This is a genomic window from Kitasatospora sp. NPDC127035 (assembly GCF_042726075.1).
GTDB lineage: Bacteria > Actinomycetota > Actinomycetes > Streptomycetales > Streptomycetaceae > Kitasatospora.
Genome location: NZ_JBHXDN010000028.1, coordinates 67,063 through 86,741 on the forward strand (window position 1 = coordinate 67,063; position 19,679 = coordinate 86,741).

Consider the following 19,679-nt stretch of genomic DNA (forward strand, 5'->3'; position numbering starts at 1 on the left):
GATGACCACGACCGACATCACCCCCCTGAACGGGTCCGCCCCCTTGAACGGCGCCGCCACCGTCCCCGGGCCGGCCACCCCCTACCAGGGCGACATCGCCCGCTACTGGGACCATGAGGCACGGCCCGTCAACCTGCGCCTCGGCGACGTCGACGGCCTCTACCACCACCACTACGGCATCGGCGACGTCGACCACTCCGCGCTGGGCGAGCCGGGTGACAGCGAGCGCGAGAAGAAGGTGATCGCCGAACTGCACCGGCTGGAGTCCGCACAGACCGGCGTCCTCCTGGACCACCTCGGCGACGTCACGGCCGGCGACACGCTCGTCGACGCCGGCTGCGGCCGCGGCGGCTCCATGGTGATGGCCCACCAGCGCTTCGGGGCCAAGGTCGAGGGCGTCACGCTCTCCGCCAAGCAGGCCGACTTCGGCAACCGCCGCGCCCGGGAGCTGGGCATCGACGACTCGGTCCGCGCCCGGGTCTGCAACATGCTGGCCACGCCGTTCGACACCGGCTCGGTCCGCTCGTCCTGGAACAACGAGTCCAGCATGTACGTCGACCTGCACGACCTCTTCGCCGAGCACTCCCGCATCCTGTCGGTGGGCGGCCGGTACGTGACCATCACGGGCTGCTGGAACCCCATCTACGGCCAGCCGTCGAAGTACGTGTCGCAGATCAACGCGCACTTCGAGTGCAACATCCACTCCCGCCGCGAGTACCTGCGGGCCATGGCCGACAACCGGCTGGTGCCCGCCGCCGTCATCGACCTGACCCCGGCGACCCTGCCCTACTGGGAGCTGCGGGCCACCGCGTCCTCGCTGGTCACGGGCATCGAGGAGGCGTTCATCAACTCGTACCGGGACGGCTCCTTCCAGTACGTCCTGATCGCCGCCGACCGCGTCTGACACGACGGCGCCTGAAACGACGGCGTCCGACGCGCACCGCTGTCCGCCGCCCGCGGCCCGGCCAGCCGCCGGGCCGCGGGCGGCGGCGGTGTGTCCGGGCCCGCGCCGGGGCGGCGCCCGCTCAGCCCTCGCTGAAGACGAGGTCCTCGACCTCGACGGTCATCCGCACGGCGTTGCCGTCGAGGACCTGGACCAGCGGCTTGAGGCTCAGCTCGGTCCGGTCGGTCGGGATGACCTTGACCTCGTCCTGCGCCCCGGCGAGGAAGGCGGGGAGGCAGGTGAGGGAGGTCCCGACCAGGTTGAAGTGGTCGACCAGCCGCCGGAACAGCTTGGGCAGCAGCACCAGGCCGGTGAGCGCCTCCATGGTGGGGATGACCGCGCCGGTGGCGGAGGTGGTGACGTCGTCCCGCCAGAGTCCCTTCTTCTCCGTGCGGGCCTGGTGGGCGACGGTGGTGAGTTCGGTGCGGAGGTCCGCGAAGAGCTTGCTGTAGAAGGTGGGGTAGGCCAGCCCCCTGGAGAGCAGGTCGTGGTTGGCGGTGGTCCGCAGCAGCGGGACGTCCATCTGGACCTGGCTGCCGTCGGCGCCGGGCGGGGCGCCGACGCCGACCAGGGCGACGCAGCGGCCGAGGTTGTCGGCGCCGAGGGTGGCGATCCAGCCGGGCGTGGTGGCGGGAGTGGCGGCGACGACCTTCTCTCCCTCGTGCTGGACGTGGCTGAAGCCGAGGAAGGCGAGCAGCGCGTCCCGGGCGGCGTGGGCGAACTCGTGCGGCTGGCTGACCTCGGGGCCGGTCCGGTCGTAGTGGGTCTCCAGGGCGTCCACGGCGTCGAGCCGCAGTCTGGTCTCGCCGGTGGCGGCGCTGTGCTTGACCGGACAGCCGGGGAGCCGGTCCCAGGCCTTCGGATCGAGCGGGACGAAGCGGACGGTGTCGCCGTCCGGCTCGGAACCGATGATCTTGAACGAGCCGTGGACCAGGAGCATCGTCATGGCAGCCTCTTCGTGGTGGCGACGGAGGCCGCCCGCCCGGTCGGGGGTGCCGGTCCGTGGGGGTCCGTCACGGCCGGTGCGGCCCCGGTGGTGGGAGGCGGCGGGGTGGCGCCACTGTAGGTTCGTGTCCGATCCGGTTCAATCACCCCCGGCGTTCCCCGTTCGGCGCGTCGCCGGTCCGGCGCGCGACCCGGTGGGGGCTGTCGTGCGGTGCTCCCCGGCGCGGGGGACGGGAACGCCCCGGTGCCGGGGGGGATCGGCACCGGGGCGTTCTCCGGTCGGGCGGTCAGTGGGGCCGTGGGTCAGCCGGTCGGTCGGTCATTCGGATCGGTGCCGGTCGGTCAGGAGGCGGTGAGTCGGCCCGCCGGGCCGCCGATCCGGTTCCACGTGGTGCCGTTGAGCCACTGGAAGACGCCGCCGCGGTCGGGGGACAGGGCGAAGATCCGGCCGACGCCGTCGATCACGAACTCGGCGCCCGGTCCGCCGATCCGGGCCCAGCCGGAGCCGGAGCCGAAGGACCGGTAGGCGTCGCCGGTGGTGGGGTTGGTGGCGATCAGGGTGTTGCCGCCTCCGGCGGTGATGGTGGCGGCGGGGCCGCCGACCTGGGTCCAGGAGGTGCCGCCGTTCCACTGGAAGACGGCACTGCCGTCGGGGGTGAGTCCGAAGATCCGGCCGGAGCCGTCGACGGCGAACTGGCGCCCGGGCCCGCCGATCCGGGACCAGTTGAAGGCCGCCCCGTTGTACCGGTAGACGTCGCCGGTGGTGGGGTTGGTGGCGATCAGGGTGTTGCCGCCTCCGGCGGTGATGGTGCCGGCGGGGCCGCCGACCTGGGTCCAGGAGGTGCCGCCGTTCCACTGGAAGACGCCGCTGCCGTCGGGGGACAGGCCGTAGATGCGGCCGGAGCCGTCGATCGCGAACTGGCGTCCGGGGCCGCCGATCCGGGACCACGCGGCGCCGTCGTAGCGGTAGAGGTCCCCGGTGGTGGGGTTGGTGGCGGCCAGGACGCCGCCGCCGCTCACGACGGTGCCCGCCGGGCCGCCGACCTGGATCCAGGTGGATCCGTTCCACTGGTGGACCCCGGCGCCGCCGGGCGAGAGCGCGGCGAGCAGCGGGGAGGCCGCGACCGCGGCGGCTGCGGCCGGTGCGGCGGCTGCGACCGGTGCGGGGGAGAGCCCGGCGGCCTGCGCCGGGAGGGTGGCCAGCGTGCCGCCGAGGACGACGGCGGCGCCGGTGAGGAGGAGCTTGCGGGTCATGGCGCGGAGGTTCATCGGAGTACCTGCCTTCGGGTGAGGTGCGGGTACGTGCGGAGAGAGACCACGGCCGGCGGAGATGTGGCGCCCCGCCTTGACCGTTCAGCGCGAACATGCCACGGCCATCCTCGCCCGCGGTCCCCCCGCATGTCGTACGACGAAATGCGGATTCCGTTCGGGCGGCTCCTGCGGTACAAGCGACTCAGCATCAAGTCACTTGCTGTGACGCGTAGTTGGTCAGGACGGGCGGGCCTCGATCCGCTTGGCGCGGACGGCGGTCAGCAGGCCCGCGACCGCCGGGGACCACGGTCGACCGGTCGGACCGGTGAGTGTGAGCGTCCGGTGCACGGCGGGCCGGATCGGGACGAGCACGCAGTCCGCCGGAAGCATCGGCTGCGCCAGCGAGGGCATCACCGAGACGCCCACGCCCGCGTGCACCATGCCGATCAGCGTGTTGAGGTCCCGGATCCGGTGCCGGGGTGCGAACCGGACGCCCGCCCGGCGGTACGCCTCCCGGATCTGGCGTTCGCAACCGCCCTCGGAGAGCAGGAAGTCGTCGTCCTCCAGCTCGGCCACGTCCACGGTGTCCTCCCCCGCCAGCGGATGGTCGCGACGGAGCAGCGCGTGCATGGCGTCCGAGCCGAGCGTGACCGCGCCCGGCGGCACCTGGGTCGTGTCGATCAGGACCGCCGCGTCCACGGTGCCCGCCTCCAGCCAGGCGGTCAGCTCGTCGTCCTCGCCCTCGAAGACCCGCACGGTCAGCCGCGGGTGCGCGGCCCGCCAGTCGTGCAGCAGCCCGGGCAGCAGCCCCTGGCAGACGGTCGTGGGCGCGGCCAGCCGGACCGTTCCGGTGAGCCCGCCCGAGTGGCGGGCGGCGATCGTGCGGACGGCCGCCGCGGAGGCGACCGCCGTCCGGGCGTGCGGCAGGATCCGTTCGCCCAGCGGGGTCGGCCGGGCCGGTGCGGCCCGGTGCAGCACGGGCGCGCCCAGGACCCGTTCCAGGGCCGCCACCGCGTGCGAGACCGCGGACTGGCTGATGCCCAGCTCGGCCGCCGCCGCCCCGAAGCCGCCCGCGTCGGCCACCGCGACCAGCGCCCTGAGCTGGGCCAGGTTCACCTCGGGGGTCATGAGACTTCCTCATCTGCTGCGCACCATGACTTGTTGGACTCATGGTCCGCCGACGAGCCACCCTCTGTCCACGCGGTCGGCCGGGGACACCCGGTCGGGGCGACGAGGAAGGGCGGGTGGTCCGGGTGCGGCAGCGCTGGTGGCCGGGGTTCGTGGCACTGTCGGCGATCTGGGGCGCGAGCTTCGCGTTGATCAAGGTGGCCGCCGACGCGGGCGTGCCGCCGGTCTGGGTGGCCTGCTGGCGATGCCTCCTCGGCGCCGCGGCACTCTGGGCGATCCTCGCCGTCCGCCGGGAGGCCGCCCCGCGCTCGCTCGCCACCTGGGGCCACTCCGCGGTGGCGGCCGTCCTGCTGAACGCGGCGCCGTTCGTCCTCTTCTCCTACGGCGAGACGCGGGTCAGCTCGGTGCTGGCCGGCGTGCTGAACGCCACCACCCCGCTGTTCACCCTGCTCTTCGCGGTCGCCACCGTCGCCGGGGAACGCCGCCCCGGCCCGCGCCGGCTCGCCGGCCTCGGCCTCGGCTTCGCCGGGGTGCTCACCGTCCTGGGCGTCTGGCGCGGCGCCGGCGCCGGTTCCGTCGACGCGGTCGGCGGTCTGGCCTGCCTGGCCGCCGCCTGCTGTTACGGCGCCGGGTTCGCCTACCTGCGGCGCCACCTCGCGGGCCGCCCGGAGTCGGCGACCGCCCTGTCCGCCGTGCAGATCGCCTGCGGTGGTGCCGAACTGCTCCTGGTCGCACCCTTCGTCGCCGGTGCCCCGCACTGGCCCGGCGCCGGACCGGCCGCCGCCCTGCTGGTGCTCGGCGCCCTCGGCACCGGAGTGGCCTACATCCTCAGCCTCAACCTGGTCCGCACGGCGGGCACCGCCGTGGCCGCCGCCGTCACCTACGTGACCCCGCTCTGGTCGACGGCGCTCGGGGCCCTCCTGCTCGCGGAGCCGGTCGGCTGGAACGCGTTGTTCGGCGGGCTCGCCGTGATCGCCGCGGTCGCCCTCACCCGGCCCCCGGCCCCCGCCGGGGCGGGGGCGGGCGGTGAGGCCGGCGGCGGGGCAGGTGGCGGGGACGGTCGGAGCCGCCGGGGCTTCCCGAGCCGCCGGAAGGCGCGTCAGCCGGTCGGTTAGGGTGGGTTGATGGGCAAGGGGCGGGCAGGTGACGGAGGCCGTACGAGCACGGCCCTTCGTGGCTGGTACCCGGGTGGCGACGCACCGGACGCGCCTGCGTCGGACTTCCCGGTGCCGGACGCCGTGACGGCGGACGCCCCAGCGCCGGACGCCCCGACGGCGGACGCCGCGACGGCGGACGACTCCGCGCCGGGTACGTCCGGTGTGGTCGAGGCCGCGCCGGCCGCCGGGCGCGCGGGTGGGCCCCTCCGCGCCGGGCTCGCGGCGAACGAGCCCCCGGCCGACGGCCCCGAACCGCCGTCGCCGCCCGTCGCCGTCTGGGCCGCGCTGCGCGCCCGACCGCTCCGCTTCCCGTTCACGCCCCACACGGTGCGCTGCTGGGCCTACCTGGTCGGCGGCGCCCTGATCGGGCTGCTGACGACGGTGCTCCTCGTCGTCCTCGCACTGCTCGGACTCGCCCTCTCCGTGGCCGGCATCGGCCTGCCGCTGCTGCTCGCCGTCGCCCTCGCCGGCCTGCCCGCCGGCGCCCTCGAACGCCGCCGGCTCCGGCTGGTCGAACCGAACGCCGTGCCGGACCCGCACCGCGCGCTGCCCGGCGCCGGCCGTCGCGCCCGGCTGCGGACCCGTCTGCGCGAGCGCGCGACCTGGCGCGAACTCGCCCACACCGCGCTGGTCGGTCCGGTGCTCACCGCCGCCGGACTCGGCCTGACCGCCCTGCTGGTGTTCTCCGCGGCCCTGGTCGTCAGCCCGGTCGTGGTGTGGGCGCTCGCCCCCGAGACCGTCATGCTGATCCCCGGCCATGCCGTCCCGGGGCCGCTCCACGCGCTCCCGGCGACCGGGGCCGGCCTCGTCGGCCTGCTGCTCGGCTCCTACGCCGGCGCGCTGCTGACCACCGCCCACGTCCGGCTGGCCCGGTTGCTGCTCGGCCCGCGGGAGGAGGACCTCGGTCGCCAGGTCGTCGAACTGACCCGCTCCCGGGCCCGGTTGGCCGACGCCTTCGAGGCCGAGCGGCGCCGCATCGAGCGCGACCTGCACGACGGTGCCCAGCAGCAGCTCGTCGCCCTCACCATGACGCTCGGCCTCGCCGCCCACGAACTGCGCGAGCGGGCCCACCCGCCGGGTGCGGGGGCCGACGAGCGCGACGGCCGGGCGGGTGGACCGGGAGGCCGGACCGACGAGGACCCGGCCGCCGTGCTCGTCGACCGTGCCCGGGCCGAGGCCCGGCTGGCGCTGGAACAGCTGCGCGACCTGGTCCGCGGCATCCACCCCCAGGTGCTCACCGACCACGGGCTCGCCGCGGCCGTCGCCGAGATCGCGCTGCGCCACCCGGTCCCCGTCGAGGTCGACCTCGACCTGCCCGGCCGGCTGCCCGGCCCGGTCGAGAGCACCGCCTACTTCACGGTCACCGAGGCCCTCACCAACGCCGCCAAACACAGCGGTGCCACCGCCGTCAGCGTCCACGGACGGGTCGCGGACGGCCGGCTGGTGGTCCAGGTGACCGACGACGGCCGCGGCGGAGCCGACCCGGCCGCCGGGGCCGGGCTCCAGGGACTGGCCGACCGGGTCGCGATCCTGAGAGGACGACTCATGGTGACCAGCCCGACCGGCGGGCCGACCAGGCTCCGGCTGGAGGTGCCGTGCTCCGGCTAGTCATCGCCGAGGACGCCGTCCTGCTCCGGGCCGGCCTCGTCGAACTGCTCACCCGGGGCGGCCACCGGGTGGTCGCCGCCGTCGGCGACGCGGTCGCGCTCGCCGACGCCGTGGACGCCGAACGGCCGGACGCCGTCGTCACCGACGTCCGGATGCCACCCGGCTTCCACGACGAGGGACTCCGCGCCGCCCTGGAACTCCGCGAGCGCCACACCGACCTGCCCGTCCTGGTCCTCTCCCAGTACGTGGCCACCCCGTACGCCACCCGGCTGCTCGGTGCCGCGGGCGCGCAGCAGGCCGGGCTCGGCTACCTCCTCAAGGACCGGGTCGGCGACGTCGGCGACTTCCTGGACGCGCTGCGCCGGGTGGCCGCCGGTGAGACGGTGATCGACCCGGAGGTGGTCCGCGTCCTGCTCCGGGGCCGTTCCGCGGACCGGCCGCTCGGCCGGCTCACCCCGCGCGAGCGGGAGGTGCTGGGGCTGATGGCGGAGGGCCTGAACAACCAGGCCCTCGGCGCCCGGCTGAACATCACCGAGGCCTCGGTGGTCAAGCACTGCGGGAACATCTTCATGAAGCTGGACCTCGACCCGGCCGAGGGCAACCGGCGCGTCCTCGCCGTCCTGGCCCACCTCGCCGATCAGCGCGGCGAGTAGCCGCCGGACGTCCCGGGGCCGGGTCACCACCCGCTGACGCTCTCCGGTCTCCTGGCACGTGGTCGAGCCGGAGACCGGCCACCGGCCGATGTTCTCCCAGCCGCGCGAACCGGCCTGCGTCCTGCGGGAAGCCGCCGCCCCCTGAATGCGGACTCCCGGGCCCGACGAGCGGCGACGGGCGCCTGCCCCGTAGCCTTTCGATTGAATTTCCCCGGGGGGGGGGGTGGGTATTCACGGCCGTGCGAAGAAACCGGCTCGTCTCAGCAGGGGAGGACGGGAACGCAGATCTCGCACAGGTGAGCGTCGAGCATCTGTGGACGGTACCGTTCGAGAATCGGCCGCCCGGGGTCCGGACTGAAACCCGCACCTGTCAGCGCGTGGAACAGTCCGGCCCAGGCGCGTGACAACCCCTCGGGGGTGTGCGGGACGACCAGGACCGCGTGACGGCCGCCGGCCAGTCGGGCCTCCTCGACCTCGCCGTGCGGGATCCCGGCGTCCTGCGGAAGGACGAGGCACGCGTCGTACCTGCAGTTCTGCGGCGTCGTCCGCGCGGGGTCGTCCCGGGCGATCCCCAGGACGACCGAGTCGGCCCGGAACAGGCCGTTGGTGGTGGCCCATTCCTTGAGCCTTTCCATCGGGGCGGCATTTCCGGGCCCGTACGGGCCGACGTGCCTCAGGTAGGCGATCCGGAATTCCGGAATGTCCTCCACGGTGAACACGACGTCCCCTCCGTTCGATCGGCGTGAATCGAACAGTAGCAAGGTATAAAATCCCTTCCGGTCGATATTTCAAAAGTCATCGCTCGGGAGCGCCCGGCCCACTACTCCCGAGCCGGTCGCCGGTCGCCGGTCGCCGGTCGCCGGCGTGGGCCTCGGAGTCGAGGGGGACGCGTCGGGGTCGAGGAGGGCGGCCAGCCGCTGGGCGGTGGTCTCCCAGGACCACTGTTCCCGGACCCACCGGCGACCGGCCTCGCCCGTCCGCGCGCGCTCGGCGGCGGGCGTCCGAAGTATGCGGACGATCGCCTCGGCGACGGCGGTGTCGTCGCGGCCGTCGACGACGGTGCCGGTGACGCCGTCGAGGACGGCGTCCGGTGCACCGCCGGAGCGGCCCGCGACGACGGGGAGTCCGGAGGCCGCCGCCTCCAGGAAGACGATGCCGAGACCCTCCGCCTCCAGACCGGCCCGGCGGGTGCGGCACGGCATCGCGAAGACGTCGGCCGCCGCGTAGTGGGCGGGCGTCTGCGCGTGCTCCCGGCCGCCGGCGAACACGACCGAGCCCGGCTCGGTGTGCCGCCGCGCGAGGTCGCGCAGCCGCTGTTCGTCCGGGCCGCGGCCGACCAGCACCAGGGTGGCGCCGGGGACGGCCCGCCGGATCTGCGGGAGCGCGCGGATCAGGGAGTCCTGACCCTTGCGCGGGACCAGCCGGGCCACACAGAGGATCACCGGCCCGGTGGGACCGCCGCCCCGCTGCTCCCGCCACAGTGCGGACGACTCGTCGGACGGCCGCCCGGGCCGCGGCCGGAACAGGTCGGCGTCGACGCCGGGCACGAGCCGTTCCAGCCGGGCCGCGGGTCCGAGCGCGGGGGCGATCCGGTCGCGGGTGTACGGACCGAGGTAGGTGACGACGTCGACGCTGTCACCGATCCGCCGCAGCAGTCGACGGGCCCCCGGGGTGCGCGCCCACCAGATCTCGTGGCCGTGCGTGGTGGCGACGGTCCGCCGGATTCCCGGCGCTCGGCGGCGGAGCCCGGGCGTCATCGCGGCGAGCGGGGCCGCGGCGCCGAACCAGACCCGGTCGCAGCCGTACGCCCGGGCGATCTCGGCGGCCCGGCGGGTGACCCGCCCGGTCGGCAGCAGCGTCCGGGACCGGTCGCGGATCACCGGGAACGGCAGTGCGGCGTCGTGGTGGGCGGAGCCCGGTTCGTCCGAGGTGTAGACGACGACCTCGCCGCCGGGCAGCCGGGTGGCCATGGCGTGGACGAAGGTCTCGATGCCGCCCTGTCGGGGCGGGAAGTCGTTGGTGACGATGAGGGTGCTGGTCATGGGGTGGTGACGACCTCGGTTCGGGGGAAGGCGGTGGCGGTGGCGGTGGCGGTGGCGGTGGTGCGGGCCGGGGCGCGGGCCGGTTGCCGGGGGCGGGCGGGCACCGGGGTGGTGGGGCGGCGCGGCACGGGACGGACGCACCCGCCCGCCCGCGGCGGCGGGGCGAGGAGAGCAGGGGCACGTACGGACGGGGCGGGCACGGCGGGCACGGCGGTGGCGGTGCGGGCACGGTCGGCCCCGGGGCGGTCGCGCGCGGACAGCCTGGCGAGGAGGACGAGGAGCGCGGGCAGCGCGAGGTAGCCGAACCGTCCGGCGGGCGCCAGCAGGAAGGCCAGGCCGAGTCCGAGTGCCAGCCGGTCGGCTGCGCCGGTGGCGTCCCGGGGCGGGCGGAGCGCGAGCGACGCGGCGACCGCGAGTCCGGCGAGCAGGAGCAGGGTGAGGGAGGTGTACCACCCGGCCGGGCCGAGGTCGGCGAGGATCCGGCCGGGCAGGGGGCTGCTCGCGGGCGTGGGCAGCCCGCCGCGCCCGGTGGGGAAGGCGAACACCTGCTGCACCAGCGGTCCGGGCGCGCGCAGTGCACCGGGCAGGACGATCGCGGCCGTGCCGACCAGGGCGGTGGCCGTCGCGCGCACCGCCGCCCGCCGTCCGGCGGTGGCGGCCAGCAGGGCGGCGACCACGGCGACCGCCGGCCAGGCCGTCCACTTGAGCGCGCAGGCCAGGGCGAGGGCCGCTCCGGCGCCGAGCGGGCGGGCCCGGCCGGCCAGGGCGAGCGCCAGGCAGCAGAGTCCGGTGAGTGGCAGGTCGACCCCACTGACGCAGAGCGGCAGCGCGACCGGCGGCGAGGCGATCAGCGCCGCGACCTGCGTGCCGACCTGCGGGCCGACCGGGCCGACGGCGGGCCCCGAAGCCGGAACAGGTCCGCCCCGATGCCGACGCCGATGCTCACGCCGCAGCCGCAGCCGCAGCCGGGTCCGGTGCGGTCCGACGGCCGCGACCAGGCAGCCGAAGAACGCGGCGGCACACCACACCCGTGCGTCGCCGAGCATCCGGACCGGCCACCCGTCCGATCCGAGCAGCGCGCGAGGCAGCCCGAACAGCGCCATGCCGGGCAGGTACGGCGTGTACTCGGCGACCGTGTGCGGCTCGGCCAGGTACGGCGTGCCGTGCCGGAGCAGCAGTTCGCCCGACCGTTCGATGACGGTGACCTCGCTCTGCCCCTGCCCGGTGGCGACCAGGACGAACAGCGGTACGGCGATCGCGCCGGCGAGCGCGACGGCCGCCGCGCAGCGGGACGCCCACCGCCGGGGCAGCACCAGCACGGCAACCGCCGCCGCCAGGTATCCCGTTGCGGCGTGCAGTCCCCAACTCCGGTGCGGTCCCAGCCCGGAGACGAGCGGGAACGCCCCGGCCCAGCCGGCCGCGACCAGCCATCCGCCGCACCACAGCAGCCGTCGCCCGCCGGGGGAGCGGTGGCGATGACGGTCGTGGCGGTGGCGGTCGTGGAGACGAGGTCGATCGTGAGGGCGGGGAGGGCTCGGACGGCTTCGACGGGCGCGGTGAATCAGCACCACTTCATTGCAGCGGCGCAGGTCGGCGAGGTCATGAGGGCCAGGTCGAGTCCTGTGGTCGGGTTTCCCCTACCACGGTCGGGTGCGCGGGGGAGGGCCGCGCGCAGGCCGGACGGTGGGATCGTGCACGGGTGGGGTCCGCCCTTTCGCGAGGTGTTCCGAACAAGTGAATTCGTACCCGACCTGACGTTCGGTGTCCATGGAATTACGCTCGGTGCCGTCCGGTCGCTATCGTGGACGGCGTGGTGAGGTCCTGGGATGCGGCGGTGGAACGGGCGCAGGCGCGGCTGGAGGCGGCGCCCGGGGTGCGGGCGGTGGGGGAGGGCGAGGGGCGGCGGTTCGCGCTCTGGGACCTCGCGTCGCGCGCCGAGGGGGAGTTGGGCGAGCAGGTGGATCCGGAGGCGATCGGTCCGGCGGAGGAACGCGCCCTGCGGCAGCGGCTCGGAGAGAGCGGGCGCGAGTGGCCGGACGGTGAGCTGTACCGCCGCCGCTACTGGTTGACCGGCGCCGCCGGGACCGCCGACCCCGTGGGCGGAGCGGCCGACGCCACCGGTGCCGTGGCCGGCGCCCCGGTCGGCACCGTCGCCGTCGACAACTGGACGAAGGGGCCCGGGCAGTTGGCCGTCTCCTCGCTCTACCTGCGCCCCGCCGCGCGTGGGCGCGGCCTCGCCGCGACGGCGCTCGACCAGCTCTACCGGGCCGCCACGGCCGAGGGCCTGCCCGGCTACCGCCTGGAGGCGCACTGGACGTGGCAGCACGCCGTCCGGTACTACCTGCGCCGCGGTCTCTGGGTGGTCTCCTGGAAGCACGCCGTCGGCCTGGCGCGGCTGCCCCAACTGCCGCCCTACCGGGTGCGGGAGGAGGAGGACCGGCTGGTCCTGCTGGTCGCGGACGGGGCGCCGGGCCCCGGTGGCGGCTGGACCCCGCTGCTCACCGCCGGCCGCGAGGGCCGCTGGCTGCGGCTGGACGAGACCACGGACTACCGCCGGGCGGACGGCTGGGTGCGCGACTTCGCCCGCTCCACGCTCGCCCTGCACCTGGCGCTCGCCGGACGCCCGCTGGTGCGCGGCCCGCAGTGGTGGGCGGAGGCGTGGCGGTGGTCGGACGCGGGGGAGCCGGAAGGGCTCGCGTACCGGATCGAGCACGTCGAGCGGTCGGCGCGCGACGGCGGCCGGCCGGTCACGACCCCCTACCGTCCGATCCTGGCCGGCCCGGGCGGCGGCCCGGGCGGCAGGCAGGTCCGTGAGCAGGCCCACGACCAAGGCCGAGATCAGGGCCGCGATCAGGGCCGTGACCGGACCGGCGACCGGAGGGGGGAGCCCGGCGACCCCGCGCGATGACCTCGCCGCGCACCGCTCCGCACCCCGGCGGGCCGACCTGGGAAACTCGCCGCATGGCAGAGATCGAGATCGACGGCGCACCCGCCGACCCCGCGCAGCTCGCGGCGCTGGGCCTGCTCAACTACGGGCACTTCACCACGCTGCGCGCCGAGGCGGGCCGCACCCGCGGGCTGACGCTCCACCTGGACCGGCTGGTCCGCGACTGCCGCACGGTGTTCGGGGCCTCCCTGGACCGGGAGCTGGTCCGCGACCGGATCCGGCACGTCCTCCCGGCCGACGGCGCGCCGGTGATCGTCCGGGTCACCGTGTTCGACCCGGCGCTCGGCCTCGAACGCCCGGCCGCGCCGGCCGAACCCCGGCTGCTGGTCACCACCCGCCCGGCGCCGGCCGGCCCGCCCGGCCCGCTGCGGGTCCGCACCGCCGTGTACCGGCGCGAGTTGCCGGGAGTGAAGCACGTCGGCCTGTTCGGGCTGCTCCATCACCGCAGGCTGGCCCAACTGGCCGGTTTCGACGATGCGCTGCTGGTCGACGAGGACGGTCGGATCACCGAGGGCGCCACCTGGAACCTCGCCCTCCACGACGGCCGTGACCTGGTCCGACCGGACGCCGCCGCCCTGCCCGGCGTCACCGAGGCACTGCTGGCCGGCGCGTACGGCGGCCCGCAGCGGCGCGAGCCCGTCGCACCGTCCGGGCTGGACCGCTTCGTCGCCGCCGTCGCCGTCAACGCGGGCGTCGGGGTCCGCCCGGTCGCGGCGATCGACGGCACCCGGTTCGACCCGGCCCACCCCGCCGTCGCCGAACTCCGCGCCGCGTACGAGGGCATCGACGGCGAGCGGATCTGACGAGGAGGCCCGAGGGGGAGGGTCCGAGGAGAGAGCCCGGGGAGGAGATCCGCCCGAGAGGCCGGACGGCGAGGCCCGACGGCGAGGCCCGACGGAGAGTCCCGGGCGTGCGACCGGCGCCCTGGCGCGACCGCGCCCGCACGCGGGCCGTCGTCCGGCGGCGGCGGGGAGGGCTGACGCCACCCGGAGAGCGCGCCGGGGGATAACCCCACCCCCCGTCCGCCAGCGGCCTCCATGGTCCGCCGCGCCGCGTCTTCCTAGCCTGGAACACGTCGACGACCAGCGACGATCCCCGAAGGAAGGCCCCACCATGGCACCCCGCCGCACCCGCCCCCAGCCCGAGCCGTACGGGCGTTCCGACGCCCACGCCGCGATCGAGCTGCGCGGCGTGCGGCGCAGCTACGGCCGGGGCGGCGAGACCGTGCACGCCCTGCGCGGCGTCGACCTCGCCCTCGGCCGCGGTACCTTCACCGCGGTCATGGGCCCGTCCGGCTCGGGCAAGAGCACGTTCCTGCAGTGCGCGGCCGGCCTGGACCGCCCGACCGCCGGCGAGGTCTACCTGGGCGGCGAGGAGATCACCCGGCTGAGCGAGAACCGGCTCACCAAGCTGCGCCGCAGCCGGATCGGCTTCGTCTTCCAGTCCTTCAACCTGCTGCCCTCGCTGACCGTGCTGCAGAACGTGCTGCTCCCGCAGCGCCTCGCCGGTGAGCGCCAGGACCGTTCCCGGGCCAAGGAGTTGCTCGCCCGGGTCGGTCTCGGTGACCACGCCGGGCGCCGGCCGGGGCAGCTCTCCGGCGGTCAGCAGCAGCGGGTGGCGATCGCCCGCGCACTGATCACCGACCCGGACGTGCTCTTCGCGGACGAGCCGACCGGCGCACTGGACACCAGGACCGCGCACGAGGTGCTGGGCCTGCTCCGCGGCGCGGTGGACTCGATGGGTGCCACCGTCGTGATGGTCACCCACGACCCGGTGGCCGCCTCGGTCGCCGACCGGGTGCTCTTCCTGGCCGACGGCGCGCTCGCCGACGAGCTGTACCGGCCGGACCCGCGGACGATCGCCGACCGGATGGTCACGCTGGCCGCGCGCCCGGTGGGGGTGGCGGCATGACCAACGGACTCGCCCGCGCCTCGGTGCGGTTCCGCCCCGCCTCCTTCGTCGGCACCTTCGTCGCGCTGCTGTTCGGCGCGGCCGTCGTGATGGCCTGCGGCACGCTGCTGCAGACCGGCCTCACCGCCTCCGTGCCGGCCGGCCGGTACGCGAGCGCGCCGGTGGTCGTGGCCGCCGACCCGACCGTCACGATCACCTACAAGAGCGCCGAGGACACCGAGACCGAGAGCCAGTCGGTGCCCGAGCGGGCCCGTCTGGACGCGGGGCTGGCGGCCCGGATCGCCGCCCAGCCGGGCGTGGCCGCCGCCCGCCCCGACACCGCCTTCCCGGTGCAGGGCGCCGCCGGCACCCCGCTGGCGGGATCGCCGCTGACCGGCCGGGGCTTCGCCTCGCTCGGCATCACCGGCCCCGCCGACAAGCTGGTCGAGGGCCGCGCCCCCGGCGCCGGCGAGGTCGTCCTGGACGCCGACACGGCGCGCGCCGCCAAGCTGGCGCCCGGGACCACCGTGACGCTCACCGCGCCCGGCGGCAGCGGCAGTTACCGGATCTCCGGCCTCGCCGCCCCGCAGCAGTTCGGCGCCGCGGCGGCCGGGACGCCCACCGCCTGGTTCGCGGACCAGCCGGCCGACCGCCTCTCCGGCCACCCCGGCCGGGTCGACGCCATCGCCGTGCAGCCCCGCGAGGGTGTCGACGCCAAGGCGCTCGCCGCGCAGGTCGAGCAGGCCGTGGGCGACCGGGCGGAGGTGCTGACCGGGGACGACCGCGGCACCGTCGAGCAGCCCGTGCTCGCCGAGGCGCGCACCATGCTGACCGCCCTGGGCGGCTCCTTCGGCGGCACCGCCACCATGACCGCCGTCTTCGTGGTCGTCTCCACCGTCGCCCTGGCCACCGGCCAGCGCGCCCGCGAGTTCGCCCTGCTGCGCGCCATCGGCGCCACCCCGCGGCAGATCCGCCGCACCATCGCCACCGAGGCGATGCTGGTCGCCCCCCTCGCCGGTGCGCTCGGCATCCTGCCCGGACTGGCCTTGGCCCGCTGGTGGTTCGACGAGATGGTGGAGCGCGGCGCCGTCCCGGACTCGGTGGAACTGTCGGTCGGCCCGGTGCCGATGCTGGCAGCCGTCGGCGTCTGCACGCTCGCCGCGCTGGGGGCCGGCTTCGTCGCCGCCCGCGGCCCGGCCCGGATGCGCGCCGGCCAGGCGCTCGGTGCGGCAGCCGTCGAAGCCGGCCGTCCGGGCAAGGTGCGCACCGTGATCGGCCTGCTCTTCGCCGCGGGTGGCGTGTCGCTGGCCGGCCTCGCCTCGGCCCTGAAGGGTTCCGACGCCGCCAACACCGCGCTCGGCGTGGTGATGTGCTTCCTGACCGCCGTCGCGCTGCTCGGCCCCTGGGTGGCCCGGGGCGCGGCCGGGGTGCTCGGTGCCCCGCTGCGGGCCGGCGGCGCGCCAGGCTCGCTGGCCGCCGACAACACGCGGGCCAACGCCCGCCGGCTGGCCTCCGCGATCACGCCGATCGCCATGGTCACCGCCTTCTGCGGCACCCTGCTCTTCCTGCAGACCACGATCAGCCACGAGACCGGTGAGCAGGTGCGCAGCGGCATCACCGCCGACCACGTGCTCGCGTCGACGGGCCCGGGCCTGCCCGCCGGCACCGCCGAGCAGGCAGCGAAGGTGCCCGGTGTGGAGGCGGCGGTCGGCGTCCTGCGCACCGGTGTCCTCTACCGCAGCGGGCAGACGGTGCAGACCGCCAACGCGCTGGGTGTCGCCGGTGACCCGGCCCGGCTCTCCCGGGTGCTCGACCTCGGCGTGCACGAGGGCTCGCTGGCCGAGCTCGGCCGCTCGACGGACACCGTCGCGCTCTCCCGGACCATGGCCGACGACCTCGGTGTCAAGGTCGGTGACCGGGTCCCGCTCTGGCTCGGTGACGGTACGGAGGCGAAGCCGCTGCTGGTCGCCACCTACGAGCGCGGGCTCGGCTTCGGGCAGGCGCTGCTGCCCCGGGCGGCCGTCGCGGAGCACGTGACCGCCGGCTACGACAGCCAGGTGCTGGTCACGGACGCGCCGGACGCCGACCGGGCCGCGGTCGCGAAGCAGCTGGCCGGGGTGGGCGGCGGGACGGCTCTGCTCGTCACCGACCGGGCCGGGTTCGTCGCCCAGGCCGACAAGGCGCAGGAGCTCGGCGCCTGGGCGAACACCGTGATGGCGGGGGTGCTGGGCGGGTTCGCGGCGGTCACGGCCGCCAACACCCTGGTGATGACGGTGCTGGACCGGCGCCGCGAGATCGCGCTGCTGCGGTTGGCGGGGACCACCCGTCGGCAGGTGCGCGGCATGATGCGCTGGGAGGCGCTGCTGGTCGCCGCGACCGGCCTGGTGGTCGGCGGTGCGATCGCCTGGACCACCCTGGTGCCGGTCACCCGGGGCATCGCCGGCGCGGCGCCGCACGTCCCGGTCGGGACGGCGCTGCCGCTGGGGGGCGCGGCGGTGCTGCTCTGCCTCGCCGCGACCGCCCTGCCGGCCCGGGCCCTGCTGCGGACCCGTCCGGTGGCGATGGGCGGCGGCCGGCAGTAGGGACGGCGAGGAGGGGACCGGTCCGGTCCCAGCAGGCCGGGCGGGAAAGGCCGTCCCGGGGGAGGTCGTCCCGGGGGAGGGAACGGCCTGGGGAAGGACCGGAGCTCCGGCTCCGCAGGGGGCGTGAACGGGCGGTGCGCGCGGGTCTGGCGCACCGCCCGTTCGGGTGACAAAGCCGCGCCGAACAGGCGCCAGAGAGTGGTAGAAGGCCGGAAGGCCCTTGATCCACACCGATCGTGATGTCTGATCAGCTACGCTCACGGCCGCGTCCGTCCGGTGCCGCACGCCCGGGGACGCCGTCCCGTCCACCCCCGCGCCGAGCCGGTCCGGCACGCCCGGTGTGCCCGCTGCCGGGCCCCGGCGCGCCCCGGCAGAGAGAAGGCCGACCGATGAGCAGTCCTCCTGCGGCCCGCACGCCCCGCCCGCCCCGTCCGTCGCTGCGCCTGCGGCCCCGCCTGCCGCCGCGTCTGCCGCTGCTGGCGCTGCGGGCCACCGCCACCGCGCTCGCCGTCCTGGCCGTGGTCCAGACGATGCTGGCCGCCAGCTTCCTGAACGGCCACTACGACTCGCTCAAGGCCCACGAACTGGCCGCCATGGCCCTGGACACCCTGGTGCTCGTCCAACTGGTGGCCGCCGCGTTGGTCGGCCTGGTCGCCCGTCGCGGCCCGGGCGGCACGCGCGGACCGTTCCGGCCGCTCGGCACCGCGGCGCTGCTGGCGGTCGCGGCAGGCGCCCAGACGGCCTTCGGATACGACCGGGCGGTCGGGCTGCACGTCACCCTGGGCGTCCTGCTGGTCAGCGCCCTGCTGTTCGCCCTGGTCGGCGCCTGGCGTCTGCCGCTGCCCGCGAGCGGCGGCGCCCCCGCCGCCCCGCAGGGCGCCGCCGCCGGACGGCTGCCCCGTCCGAGCGGCTCGATGGAGGTGGCGCAGTGAGGCGCCGCCGGTTCCTCGGCGTCGGCGCGGCCGTGATCGGCGCGGGCGCGGTCGGGGCCTTCGCCGTGCCGCCGGCCGCCCGGCTGCTGGCCGAGGCGCGGCCGGGACGCCTGCTGACCAGCGAGGTCCCGCTGCCGGAGCCGTTCCGGGTGCCGCTGCCGGTGCCGCCCGTCCTCGCCCCGGTCCGCTCCGACGCGACCACGGACCACTACGAGATCGTCCAGCGGGTCGCCGGCCTGGAGATCCTGCCCGGCCTGCGCACCGAAGCCTGGACGTACGGCGGGACCTTCCCCGGCCCGACCATGGTCGCGCGGGCGGGCCGCGAGGTCGTGGTCCGCCACCGCAACGAGCTGCCGGTGCCCTCGGTGGTCCACCTGCACGGCGGCCACACCCCGGCGGACAGTGACGGCTACCCCGTCGACCTGCTGCTCCCGGCCGGATCGTCGGCCGACCACGCGGCGCACGCGATGGCGGGGATGGCCGGGATGGCGGGGATGACCGGGACGTCCGGGACAGGAACCGTGGGCCGGACCGTCGTCGGTGAGCGCAGCTACACGTACCCGGGCCACCAGCGTGCCGCCACCCTCTGGTACCACGACCACCGGATGGGCTTCACCGGCCCCGGCATCTGGCGCGGCCTGGCCGGCTTCCACCTGATCGGCGACGAGGAGGAGGACGCCCTGCCGCTGCCGCGCGGCGAACGCGACCTCCCGCTCATGCTCGCCGACCGCGCCTTCGCCTCCGACGGCTCGTTCCGCTACCCCTCCGTCGACCCCGGGCTGACCGTTCCGGGCGTCACCGACGACTACATGAACGGCGTGCTCGGCGACGTCATCCTGGTCAACGGCGTGCCCTGGCCACGCGTCGAGGTGGACCGCGCCCACTACCGGCTGCGCCTGCTCAACGCCTCCAACACCCGTCGAGATCGCCCCCGCCGAGCGGTTCGACGTCGTGGTCGACTTCTCCCGCTACCCGCCCGGCACGTCCGTCCGCCTGACGAACCGCTTCGGCAGCGAGCGGACCGGCGAGGTTCTCCGCTTCGACGTCACCTCCCGCCCGGTGACCGACGACGCGACCGTCCCCGAACGCCTCTGCACCCTCGAACGGCTCGACCCCGGCGCCGCCGTCACCACCCGCACCTTCGGCTTCCGCCGCAGTCGCAACGACGGCTGGACGATCAACAACCGGCCGTACGAGCCGGGCCGCGTGCTGGCGGCCCCGGCGCTCGGCACCACCGAGATCTGGAGGTTCTTCAGCGACGTCCACCACCCCGTCCACCTGCACCTGGACCAGTTCCAGGTGCTCTCCCGCAACGGTGGTGACCCGGGCCCGTACGACGCGGGCTGGAAGGACACCGTGGACCTGCGGCCGTCGGAGGGGGTGGAGGTGCTGGTGAGGTTCACCGACTACCCGGGGACGTACATGCTGCACTGCCACAACCTGGAGCACGAGGACATGGCGATGATGGCGGACTTCGTCGTGGAGTGAGCGGGGACGGTGCGCGGCTCCGTCCGCTCGCGCACCTTTCACCCGTTCGGCGGAGCGTCGGCGGGGGAGTCGCGCGCCCACCCACCTCGTGGCAGCCCCCGCCCGCGCCCCGA

The 19,679-nt window shown here is 75.8% G+C and carries 17 protein-coding genes; 11 read left to right on the forward strand and 6 right to left on the reverse strand.

Translation table 11 applies throughout. The features are described from left to right. The first annotated feature begins 1 nt into the window (after position 1). Positions 2-904, forward strand: coding sequence for a geranyl diphosphate 2-C-methyltransferase (locus ACFWIC_RS20480; RefSeq protein ID WP_329950926.1), 903 nt, complete (start codon positions 2-4; stop codon positions 902-904). Positions 905-1,025: 121 nt separating this feature from the next. Here ACFWIC_RS20480 and ACFWIC_RS20485 read toward each other — a convergent pair whose 3' ends face one another. The 3 genes from ACFWIC_RS20485 to ACFWIC_RS20495 form a co-directional block, all read right to left on the reverse strand. Then, complete coding sequence (locus tag ACFWIC_RS20485; protein WP_380519647.1) at positions 1,026-1,889, reverse strand: thermonuclease family protein; 864 nt, start codon at positions 1,887-1,889, stop codon at positions 1,026-1,028. A 341-nt stretch (positions 1,890-2,230) separates the two neighbouring features. Beyond that, the gene (locus ACFWIC_RS20490; RefSeq protein WP_380519648.1) at positions 2,231-3,142 is read right to left on the reverse strand and encodes a hypothetical protein; all 912 of its coding nucleotides are present in this window, start codon (positions 3,140-3,142) and stop codon (positions 2,231-2,233) included. A 234-nt stretch (positions 3,143-3,376) separates the two neighbouring features. Beyond that, positions 3,377-4,267, reverse strand: coding sequence for a LysR substrate-binding domain-containing protein (locus ACFWIC_RS20495; protein ID WP_380519649.1), 891 nt, complete (start codon positions 4,265-4,267; stop codon positions 3,377-3,379). Positions 4,268-4,383: 116 nt separating this feature from the next. Here ACFWIC_RS20495 and ACFWIC_RS20500 point away from each other — a divergent pair, with 116 nt between their 5' ends. The 3 genes from ACFWIC_RS20500 (at position 4,384) to ACFWIC_RS20510 (ending at position 7,685) form a co-directional block, all read left to right on the forward strand. Beyond that, positions 4,384-5,382: a DMT family transporter gene (locus ACFWIC_RS20500; RefSeq protein WP_380519650.1), complete on the forward strand. Its 999-nt coding sequence runs from the start codon at positions 4,384-4,386 to the stop codon at positions 5,380-5,382. Between the two features lie 327 nt (positions 5,383-5,709). Beyond that, positions 5,710-7,032: a sensor domain-containing protein gene (locus ACFWIC_RS20505; protein ID WP_380358034.1), complete on the forward strand. Its 1,323-nt coding sequence runs from the start codon at positions 5,710-5,712 to the stop codon at positions 7,030-7,032. Next, entirely contained in the window at positions 7,020-7,685 is a 666-nt protein-coding gene (locus ACFWIC_RS20510; protein ID WP_380519651.1) for a response regulator, read from the forward strand. The genes ACFWIC_RS20505 and ACFWIC_RS20510 overlap by 13 nt, the downstream gene beginning before the upstream one ends. Positions 7,686-7,945: 260 nt before the next feature. Here the strand turns inward: ACFWIC_RS20510 and ACFWIC_RS20515 are convergent, their stop codons facing one another. From ACFWIC_RS20515 to ACFWIC_RS20525, 3 genes are all read right to left on the reverse strand, one after another. Further along, positions 7,946-8,404, reverse strand: coding sequence for a GyrI-like domain-containing protein (locus ACFWIC_RS20515; protein ID WP_380519652.1), 459 nt, complete (start codon positions 8,402-8,404; stop codon positions 7,946-7,948). Positions 8,405-8,473: 69 nt separating this feature from the next. Further along, complete coding sequence (locus tag ACFWIC_RS20520) at positions 8,474-9,727, reverse strand: glycosyltransferase family 4 protein (RefSeq protein WP_380519653.1); 1,254 nt, start codon at positions 9,725-9,727, stop codon at positions 8,474-8,476. Further along, a complete protein-coding gene (locus ACFWIC_RS20525) occupies positions 9,724-11,046 on the reverse strand; it encodes a glycosyltransferase 87 family protein (protein ID WP_380519654.1) in 1,323 nt (440 codons plus the stop codon). The genes ACFWIC_RS20520 and ACFWIC_RS20525 overlap by 4 nt, the downstream gene beginning before the upstream one ends. A gap of 491 nt (positions 11,047-11,537) precedes the next feature. On the opposite strand from ACFWIC_RS20525, the gene ACFWIC_RS20530 reads away from it, so the two are divergent. The 7 genes from ACFWIC_RS20530 (at position 11,538) to ACFWIC_RS20560 (ending at position 19,566) form a co-directional block, all read left to right on the forward strand. Beyond that, a complete protein-coding gene (locus ACFWIC_RS20530) occupies positions 11,538-12,635 on the forward strand; it encodes a GNAT family N-acetyltransferase (protein WP_329950917.1) in 1,098 nt (365 codons plus the stop codon). A gap of 53 nt (positions 12,636-12,688) precedes the next feature. Further along, positions 12,689-13,477, forward strand: a complete 789-nt coding sequence (locus ACFWIC_RS20535) for an aminotransferase class IV (protein WP_329950916.1) — start codon at positions 12,689-12,691, stop codon at positions 13,475-13,477. Between the two features lie 310 nt (positions 13,478-13,787). After that, positions 13,788-14,585, forward strand: coding sequence for an ABC transporter ATP-binding protein (locus ACFWIC_RS20540; RefSeq protein ID WP_329878367.1), 798 nt, complete (start codon positions 13,788-13,790; stop codon positions 14,583-14,585). Beyond that, positions 14,582-17,146: an FtsX-like permease family protein gene (locus ACFWIC_RS20545; RefSeq protein WP_380519655.1), complete on the forward strand. Its 2,565-nt coding sequence runs from the start codon at positions 14,582-14,584 to the stop codon at positions 17,144-17,146. The genes ACFWIC_RS20540 and ACFWIC_RS20545 overlap by 4 nt, the downstream gene beginning before the upstream one ends. 389 nt (positions 17,147-17,535) lie before the next feature. Beyond that, entirely contained in the window at positions 17,536-18,078 is a 543-nt protein-coding gene (locus ACFWIC_RS20550; RefSeq protein WP_380358008.1) for a hypothetical protein, read from the forward strand. Continuing rightward, complete coding sequence (locus ACFWIC_RS20555) at positions 18,075-19,400, forward strand: multicopper oxidase family protein (RefSeq protein ID WP_380519656.1); 1,326 nt, start codon at positions 18,075-18,077, stop codon at positions 19,398-19,400. Before ACFWIC_RS20550 ends, ACFWIC_RS20555 begins: the two co-directional genes overlap by 4 nt. Continuing rightward, positions 19,285-19,566, forward strand: coding sequence for a multicopper oxidase domain-containing protein (locus tag ACFWIC_RS20560; protein WP_380519657.1), 282 nt, complete (start codon positions 19,285-19,287; stop codon positions 19,564-19,566). Before ACFWIC_RS20555 ends, ACFWIC_RS20560 begins: the two co-directional genes overlap by 116 nt. Positions 19,567-19,679: the final 113 nt, after the last annotated feature.

Excerpts from the sequence above, each read along its gene's own strand:
- ACFWIC_RS20480 (WP_329950926.1), top strand. The coding sequence starts at position 2 with ATGACCACGACCGACATCACCCCCCTGAACGGGTCCGCCCCCTTGAAC.
- ACFWIC_RS20485 (WP_380519647.1), bottom strand. The coding sequence starts at position 1,889 with ATGACGATGCTCCTGGTCCACGGCTCGTTCAAGATCATCGGTTCCGAG.
- ACFWIC_RS20490 (WP_380519648.1), bottom strand. The coding sequence starts at position 3,142 with ATGACCCGCAAGCTCCTCCTCACCGGCGCCGCCGTCGTCCTCGGCGGC.
- ACFWIC_RS20495 (WP_380519649.1), bottom strand. The coding sequence starts at position 4,267 with ATGACCCCCGAGGTGAACCTGGCCCAGCTCAGGGCGCTGGTCGCGGTG.
- ACFWIC_RS20520 (WP_380519653.1), bottom strand. The coding sequence starts at position 9,727 with ATGACCAGCACCCTCATCGTCACCAACGACTTCCCGCCCCGACAGGGC.
- ACFWIC_RS20535 (WP_329950916.1), top strand. The coding sequence starts at position 12,689 with ATGGCAGAGATCGAGATCGACGGCGCACCCGCCGACCCCGCGCAGCTC.
- ACFWIC_RS20540 (WP_329878367.1), top strand. The coding sequence starts at position 13,788 with ATGGCACCCCGCCGCACCCGCCCCCAGCCCGAGCCGTACGGGCGTTCC.
- ACFWIC_RS20545 (WP_380519655.1), top strand. The coding sequence starts at position 14,582 with ATGACCAACGGACTCGCCCGCGCCTCGGTGCGGTTCCGCCCCGCCTCC.
- ACFWIC_RS20550 (WP_380358008.1), top strand. The coding sequence starts at position 17,536 with ATGAGCAGTCCTCCTGCGGCCCGCACGCCCCGCCCGCCCCGTCCGTCG.